Annotated in this window: 6 protein-coding genes; 3 read left to right on the top strand and 3 right to left on the bottom strand. The window is 65.1% G+C overall.

What is annotated here, in order from left to right:
• The first annotated feature begins 13 nt into the window (after window positions 1–13).
• On the top strand, window positions 14–985 hold the full coding sequence (locus tag VNW74_RS02070; RefSeq protein ID WP_325674949.1) for an amidohydrolase family protein: 972 nt from the start codon (window positions 14–16) through the stop codon (window positions 983–985).
• Between the two features lie 63 nt (window positions 986–1,048).
• Here the strand turns inward: VNW74_RS02070 and VNW74_RS02065 are convergent, their stop codons facing one another.
• The 3 genes from VNW74_RS02065 to VNW74_RS02055 all read right to left on the bottom strand — a co-directional run bounded on the left by VNW74_RS02065 (window position 1,049) and on the right by VNW74_RS02055 (window position 6,177).
• Window positions 1,049–2,119: a LysR family transcriptional regulator gene (locus tag VNW74_RS02065; RefSeq protein WP_325674948.1), complete on the bottom strand. Its 1,071-nt coding sequence runs from the start codon at window positions 2,117–2,119 to the stop codon at window positions 1,049–1,051.
• Window positions 2,120–2,424: 305 nt separating this feature from the next.
• Window positions 2,425–5,157 carry an ATP-binding protein gene (locus VNW74_RS02060; protein WP_325674947.1) on the bottom strand — a complete coding sequence of 911 codons (2,733 nt, stop codon included), beginning with the start codon at window positions 5,155–5,157 and terminating at the stop codon, window positions 2,425–2,427.
• A 132-nt stretch (window positions 5,158–5,289) separates the two neighbouring features.
• Window positions 5,290–6,177, bottom strand: coding sequence for an alpha/beta hydrolase (locus tag VNW74_RS02055; protein ID WP_325674946.1), 888 nt, complete (start codon window positions 6,175–6,177; stop codon window positions 5,290–5,292).
• Window positions 6,178–6,315: 138 nt separating this feature from the next.
• Between VNW74_RS02055 and VNW74_RS02050 the strand changes: the two genes are divergently transcribed.
• The gene (locus tag VNW74_RS02050) at window positions 6,316–7,251 is read left to right on the top strand and encodes an AraC family transcriptional regulator (protein ID WP_325674945.1); all 936 of its coding nucleotides are present in this window, start codon (window positions 6,316–6,318) and stop codon (window positions 7,249–7,251) included.
• Window positions 7,252–7,266: 15 nt separating this feature from the next.
• A partial coding sequence (locus VNW74_RS02045) for a LysR family transcriptional regulator (RefSeq protein WP_325674944.1) occupies window positions 7,267–7,884 on the top strand: 618 nt, incomplete at its 3' end.

Below are 7,884 nucleotides of genomic sequence, written 5' to 3'. Positions count from 1 at the left end.
GAAGGGCTGTTAGATGAACGGCAAGATTGCTTTTGAAGAGCACTTCAACTTGCCCCAGTTCGAGGTTCCACGCTTCGAGGGCGATGCCAAGGCCATGGCCGAAGTCGACCGCCGACTGGCCGACGTCAACGAGCAGCGTTTAGCGGACATGGACGCCACTGGAATCGATTACGCGATCCTGTCGTTGACTGCGCCGGGCCTTCAAGCAGAGACGGATGCCGCCCAAGCGGTGAACAAAGCAAAACGGGCCAACGACATGCTGGCCGATATCGTGTCCGCCCACAGCCCGCGCTACGGCGGTTTCGCCGCGCTGCCCATGCAGGACCCCGCGGCCGCGGGTGACGAGCTGGAGCGTTGCGTCAATGAGCTGGGTTTCCACGGCGCGATGGTCAACGGTTTTACCAACCTCGGCGATGCCGAAACCGGCTTGTACTATGATGATCCGCGATTCTTCCCATTTTGGGAACGTGTGGAAGCCCTTGATACCCCGATCTACTTGCACCCACGTGACCCGCTGCCGGCAAACCAAGGCATCTACCAGGGCCACCCCGAACTGTTCGGCGCCGTGTGGACGTTCACGGTCGAAACCGCCACCCACGCACTGCGTTTGATGACCAGCGGACTGTTTGACCGATTCCCCAGCCTGACCATCATCGTCGGCCACTTTGGTGAGACACTGCCGTTTGCCATCTGGCGCATCAACCATCGCGTGACATTCCAAGGCGACCTTCGCAAATTCAAGAAGCCGCTAACTCACTATTTCCGGGAGAATTTTTACCTGACTACCAGCGGCTTCTTCAGCACTCAAGCACTCGATACCACCCTGTTGGCAATCGGCGAGGATCGCGTGCTGTTCTCGACCGACTACCCCTATGAATCTATGCACGAGGCGGCGGACTGGTTCGACAACGCTGAGATCAACGACAACACCCGCGAAAAAATCGGCCGCACCAACGCTCAACGCCTTTTCGGACTGAAACGCTAAACGCGACATGGCACGGGGCCAGCGATAGACAATTGGATTACGTAGCAATCTAATTCATGGTGATTAGTCGCCGGCGGACCGATCAAGCGCCGCTATGAACTGAGCGACATCGCGGCGGCGTGACCCGGCGGGCCAGGCGGCCCAGGTTCGGCGCACGATTGGGTGGCCGATAAGAGGTGCCCAGACGACGGTCTCAGGCATCGGCGGGCACACTGGTGGTGACAACGAAAAGCACTGGCCGCAACTCACGGCCGTGAGCGCGATAGCTGGAGAGGCGACGCCGTCCACGCCGTCTGCACTAGCAACCTCGATCGCATGAGAGTGCAGCACCGCGGCCAACTCGTCGTACCACGCCGGGCTGTCCGAGCGCACGAAACCCAGCCAGTGCAGCCCCGTCAGGGCGTCGAGTCGGACACCGCCATCGCCCGTTAGGGCTGCGCCGAGCTCAGCGCTTACCAGCACGCCCACGTCCTCCTGGTGCACCACGACCGCATCGAGGTCGGGCGCCGTGGGCAGCTCGTGCATCAGGCCTACGTCCAATTCACCGCGCTGCAGCGCCGCCAACTGCTGGGTCACCGGCAGGTGCGCAGGTATCACCCGTGCTTCGGGATGACCTGCGGCGAATCGGCCGACCGTGTCAACGACGTCGGGAGCTAAGTCGAAAGGCGTTCCGAGCCGGATCACACGTCCCTGGTCTGCGCGATAGCCGGCCATGGCACGGAAAAGCTGGTCATGGCGGGCCAGCACCTCCCGAGCCTCGTGAAGCAGCGCCCGACCGGCCTCGGTCGGGCGGACGCCGGTACTACTGCGGCTGACCAACTCAACACCGAGTTGACGCTCCAACCCATTGATGGTCTGTGACAACGCTGACTGGCTGATATGCAGCCGACGCGCCGCGGCCGACAGGCCACCGCCTTCGGCTACCGCGACAAACGCTTCCAGCTTCGCCGGGGTGAAATGATGCGCGCTGCGGCCATTCGAGCCGTTCGTGTCCGCCGCCAACGCCTCGGCCTCGACCAATTTGAGGTTGCCAGCGGTTCGACCGTCGCTGCGCTGCTTGCCGGCAGGGGCGGAGGCCCGCGGTTGTCTCAGTTTGCAGGGCTCCACCATGGGACCCTGTTCCTCGATGGACACCTCGGCAGGGTATGTCCGCAGGTCAGCGTGGTCGATCCGTTGAACGCGAAGGCGATCCGGAAAGCGCGGTCAATGTCGCGCACGGCCTCACCGCCAGTCGCGGTCGCCGGTCCGGCTGGCTGCCGTGACGGTCGCAACTGGTGGCATCGGTGCTGACCGCCGTTTTGCGTTGCCACCGACAGCACGCCCGAACGCGCTCGCACAGCTTGGCTACACATCGGCCTGATCATCGGCCGCCTGGGGAGCCACCGGCGTCCGCCAACCGCACAGTGCAACTGGCCAGTCAGGCTGACGGCGGCGGCGGATCAGTCGGGCAGGACGCGCCAGAGCTGGGTGCGCGATTCGATGCCGAGCTTGATGAAGACCTTTTTCAGGTGGTACTGGACAGTGCGCGCGCTGAGGAACAATCGGGCGCCGATCTCGGGATTGGACAGGCCCTCACGCGCCATCCGCGCGATCTGGGCCTCCTGTGCGGTCAACTGACCATCGCTGCGGGGAACGCTGGATTTGGGTGTGGTCTCGCCGGCGGCGTGTAGTTCACGTCTGGCCCGCTCGGCAAACGCTTCCATTTCCATCGCCTCGAACATGTGGTGGGCGTTGCGAAGCTGGGCCCGAGCGTCGCCGCGGCGATTCTGCCGGCGCAGCCATTCGCCGTAGAGCAAATGCGTACGAGCGAGCTCGGTGCGGATAGTGGTGCGGTCAAGGCGCTGGATCGCCTCACGGTAGAGACGTTCGGCGGACTTGCCCTCGGTCAGCAGTGCGCGCGAGCGTGCCTCGATACCGAGCGCCCAGTCGGTGCCACTGGCGCTGGTGGTAGCCGCGAGCCGGCCAAGGGCATCGGCGGCGATGTCGCTGTGTCCGCTGCGGGTGGCCGCCTCGATCAGCTCGACCGTGGCCCACTGCGGTATCGCCAATTCCGAATGCTCGGTGGCGCGTTGGGCTGCTGTCATCGCCTCCTGATAGTTACCGAGGCCGTTGTTGAGCACTGCGATTGCCCAGTCGACGTGCACGATTGCATGGCCTTCGCCTCGTCGGCGCATCTCCCTGGTGACGGTGTCGATCAGGACGGCGGCCTCGGCGTTCCGGCCGCGCCGGGCGGCCACCACCAGCGCCGCGTAAGGGGGTGGACTGATGCCGGTGGCCTCCAGTGCCGCCTGAAGCTCGCCGTCGACGACGGCCGATGCCTCGGTGAGCTCACCGGCAAGAGCCAGCCTTATCGCTTTGCTCGTGAGGGCCAGCGGAAGCTCGCTGAGCGCACCGAGGCCGCGGACAAGCTCGACGGATCGGTCCGAAAGCGGTTTGAAGCGTTGGTCTTCCCATAAGCGGCCGGCTACCAAGAAGGCCAAAGAGTGCCAGCGCAGCTCGTCCTCTGGTGACAGGTCGTTGCCGATGACGTCGAGTGCGTTGCGCAGGATCGGCACTGCCGCCCCATATCCGTTGTTGCACAGGGCGGCCAGGCCATCGAGAAAAAGGTCGGGTGCGCGCACCCGCTGTGGGCGCGGTGCGTCTGCCGCGGCGCGGGCCACCTCCGGCACCTCGGCACCCAGCGCCAGCGGACCGGCAAACATAGCGGCATACAACGCTTGCAGGTAGGTCGCCCGGGCAAGGTCAATGTCGATGGGCTCCAGCCGGCGCGCGGCCTTGAGTAGCAGCGCCGGAGCGTCGCCACCGCGGCTTTCGACGAACGCCAGCTCGGCTCTTATCACATCGATCCGCGCCTGCTGGAAGTCATTGAGCGACTGCGGTTCTGCGATGGACAGCATGTCGCGTGCCGCGTCTAACGTTCCGGCCTGAACGTGGGCCGCGGCGGCGGCCAACGCTCGCTCGCTTCGCTGCACGGGGTCCAGCGTCAACATCGCGGCGCGCCCCAGAAACGCTGCCGCGGCCGCAAGTCCACCACGAGCTTGCGCGCGCGCTGCCGAGCGCTGCAGCTCCGCCGCGACGTCGTGATCCGGCCCGGCCACCGCATGGGCTCGATGCCAGGCGCGCCGATCGGGGTCCTGTTGCGCATCGGTGACCTGCGCCAGCGCGCCATGAACCTGGCGTTTCTCCAATGATGAGGCCGAGGCGTAGACGACCGACCGCACCAGGGGGTGGCGAAACCGCACCCGCCCGGCGAACTCAATCAGGCCCGCCTCCACTGCGGGCTCGGCCGCCTCGGCGCTTATCCCCAGCCGCGCGGCCGCTTCCCACACCAGCGCCGGATCGCCGATCGGCTCGGCCGCCGCAATCAGCAGCAGTCCACACGTCTCCTCGGGGAGGAGCTCGATACGCCGTCGGAAGCTGTCCTCGATACCGCCTTCGATACCTCCCGCCAACCGGACCGCGTCCAAAAATCCAAACCCGCCAGCCAACTCCTGCGCGGTCAATCCCCGTGGCAATTCCAGCATTGCCAGCGGATTGCCCCCAGTCTCGGCGACGATCCGATCACGCACCCGGCTATCCAGCGGCCCCACCACGACGGAATCCAGCAACGCTTGCGCATCTGCGGTCGGCAAGCCCTCGACCGCCAACTGCGGCAACCCAGCCAGATCACTGCTGGGAATCCGGGCGGCGAAAATCAACCCGACCGATTCGGCCGCCACACGCCGCGCCACAAAGCCCAGCACTTGAGCAGAGGAGCGATCCAACCACTGCTCGTCATCGATCAAACACACCAGGGGCTGCTGCTCGGCAACATCGGCTAGCAGACCCAACACTGCCAGGCCCACCAAAAACCGGTCCGGCGCTGGCCCGGCCATCATGCCGAACGCGATTTGCAGGGCATCGCGCTGCGGCACCGGTAAACGCTCTAGGTTGCCCAACAGGGGCATACACACCTGATGCAATGCCGCAAACGGCAGCTCCATCTCCGACTGCACACCCGCGGCGCGCACTACACGGCAACCCGACACCTGCTCAGCCACATAGTCCAGCAACGCCGTCTTGCCCACACCAGCTGGGCCCGATACCACGATCGCCCGGCTCTCACCAGAACGCACCGTCTCGACAAGCCGGTGGAGTACACCGCACTCCGTGTGACGGTTAATCAGCTTCATCGCCTGCCCCGCACCAAGTGACCCGCCTGCACCCGCACAGGATTCTGTCGCACCCTACCCGGCATCAGACCAATATTGGCCTTGGCGCTTAATGGAACTCGATTGCCGCGCATCCGCCTCCGTTGATTCTTGCTAGACGCCGCAAAGAAACGCCCGGAGTCGTTCCAGGAGGAGCTCGGGCCGCTGTTCGGCAAACCAATGACCCACCCCGTCAACCAGTTCGACGTCGAAATCATCGATCCAGGCCGTGTATCCGCGCATCAGCGTCGGGGTGGTCACCGGGTCGCCAGTGCCGTGCAGCCAACGCACCGGCACCTTGATGCGCGCGTCGGCGAATTCGCCGCGCAGCCAGTGCAGGAATTCGTGGGTCGCGAAGGTGCGGTACCAGCGCGAGCCGGCCACTGCGTGCCCGGGCTCACGCATCCGATGTGCATACATCCAGAAGTCGTCGCGGGGAATCGGAAATCCGCCGCCGAGCCAGGGAGTCAGGAATCGGAGGAAGCGGGCGCTTTGGTCGGCGATGATCCGCGGGCCCACGACCGGCAGTGCGATAGGGATCTGATACCAGAACCGCCATAGATGCCTCAACATGGCCAGATCTGCCTTGAACCAGGGTGCGGCGGTATTTACTCCGAAGAACCTGGTCACCCGGCTCGGGTGGCGCAGCATCATGATGAACGCGACCGGGCCACCCCAGTCGTGGGCCACCACAGTCACGGGGCCCACTGCGAGTCGGTCGAGTACGGCCGCGAGGTCGTCGGCCATGTCGTTCTTGAGGTAGCGATCAACAGGTGCCGAACTCCAGCCTGCCCCGCGCAGGTCCGGGCACAGCACCCGGTAGCCGTCGGCGGCCAGCGGCCCGATGAGATGCCGCCACTGCCACCAGTTCTGCGGGAAGCCGTGCACCAGCATCACCGGCGGCCCATCGCTCGGTCCGGCGTCGGCCACATGGATGGTGATCCCGTGGCCCACTTCGACGAACCGGTGCTGCACCCCGTCGATGACAGGCAAAGAACCCATAGTCGTCTCCCATGAATTTTCTCAGAGGGAATGTCACGACCTTTGCCGCAGCGCGACATCACGGACGGCGCCCTCGTGTCAGCATCCCGCCCAGCCAGTCTGCTTGGCAATCGGCGGCGAAGAGATTTCAATAGAGTCATGCCCGCACCTGGGGTTTCCGACCCCCTGGACTGGGACGAAGCCTCGCGCGCCATTGAGGATGCGTACTTCCAGAACGAGCTGCACCCGCTCACCCGCTCGACCGCGGCCGACGTGATACTCGCGGGCACGGAGATCGGGCCGGTGCGGCTCGTGCACCTGGGCTGGGGTGCTCTGGTGACGGTGGACACCACACATCCTGGCGGTTACGCCGTGAACGTCCCAGTCTCGGGTCACCTGGAGTCGGTGATCGGACATCACGAACTAGTGGCGACGCCGGACTGCGCGGTGATCTACCCGCCGGACACCCCTGCCTGCCTACGGCGTTGGAGCCCGTCGCTCAGCGTCGTCGGTGTCCGCTTCGACCGCGACTACCTACACCGGGAGATATCGCGGCTGCTCGCCCAACCCTCACGCCGGCTTCCCGACCGCCTGGACCTGACCGAACAGGCCGGCGCGAACTGGCTGCAGCTGGTGCGGTCGCTGTCCACCCAATCGGCGGCCGACCAGCATCCATTGGTTCGCGAGCAGCTCAGTAGCGCGATCACCACCGCGTTCGTTCTCGCAGCATTACCTGATGCTGACGGCGCGCACCCACCGACGAGGCCCCGCATCGTCAAGCGGGTGCTCGACGAGATGCACGACGACCCAAGCCGACCATGGACGGCCGCGGATATGGCCGAAGTTGCCCGGGTCAGCATCCGTCGGCTGCAGGAGGGGTTCCGGGAGTACGTCGGCGCCAGCCCGCGTGAGTGCTTGACCGATATCCGCCTCACCCGGGTACGGGACGATCTGCTGCGCGGAGCCGACGGGTTCACCGTTGCCGACGTCGCAACGCGGTGGGGACTCATGCACACTGGCCGATTCGCCGCGGCTTATCGACGCAAGTACGGCGAGTCGCCGTCGGAGACTCTGCGCGCTTATCCGCGGATTTAGTAGCGGCCAACGGTTATGGACTTTCGGGAACTCAGCGCCTTCGTGGCGGTGGTGGAAGAAGGCGGCATGTCCGCGGCCTCGCGTCGACTGCATGTCAGCCAATCGGCGTTGTCTCAGACGGTGAGCGCTCTGGAACGCGAACTCGGGGTGACGCTACTGGAGCGCACCAGTACGGGCGTACGCCCAACCGACGCGGGAACGACATTGCTCGTCGAGGCACGTGCGGTCCTGGCCCGCTACCACCAGGCCGTGCGGACAATGAGCACCTTCAGCGCCGGATCCAGCGAGGTCATCAGGCTTGGCATCCCGTTGGAGCTGGCTCCTGACGTGCTCCCCACGGCGCTGGCCAAGTTCGCGGTGGAATCACCAAATACGCGCGTCGTTCCGCAACACCTCTCGACGGCGGCACAGTTCACGGCGTTACGCAGTGATCAACTGGACGTGGGCCTGGTCCGTGAACGCCCCTCCGGATCGGAATTCGATGCGATGCTGGTCGCTCAAGAAGTTCTTGGCGTACTCATCTCATCGAAAGTTGCTGTGCGACTGGCCGACTCCGACGGTGTCCAGCTCGACCAGTTGGCTGAACTGAATTGGGTCGGCTTCCCCCGCGCCAGCAGCCCCGCCTGGTATGAC

Source organism: Mycobacterium sp. (assembly GCF_035570115.1).
Lineage (GTDB): Bacteria > Actinomycetota > Actinomycetes > Mycobacteriales > Mycobacteriaceae > Mycobacterium.
The sequence above is the reverse complement of the archived record's forward strand: the minus strand, read 5'-3'. Positions and strand labels throughout refer to the sequence as shown.

Coding starts and splice junctions, on each gene's coding strand:
- VNW74_RS02055 (WP_325674946.1), bottom strand. CDS start 6,177: ATGGGTTCTTTGCCTGTCATCGACGGGGTGCAGCACCGGTTCGTCGAA.
- VNW74_RS02060 (WP_325674947.1), bottom strand. CDS start 5,157: ATGAAGCTGATTAACCGTCACACGGAGTGCGGTGTACTCCACCGGCTT.
- VNW74_RS02070 (WP_325674949.1), top strand. CDS start 14: ATGAACGGCAAGATTGCTTTTGAAGAGCACTTCAACTTGCCCCAGTTC.
- VNW74_RS02050 (WP_325674945.1), top strand. CDS start 6,316: ATGCCCGCACCTGGGGTTTCCGACCCCCTGGACTGGGACGAAGCCTCG.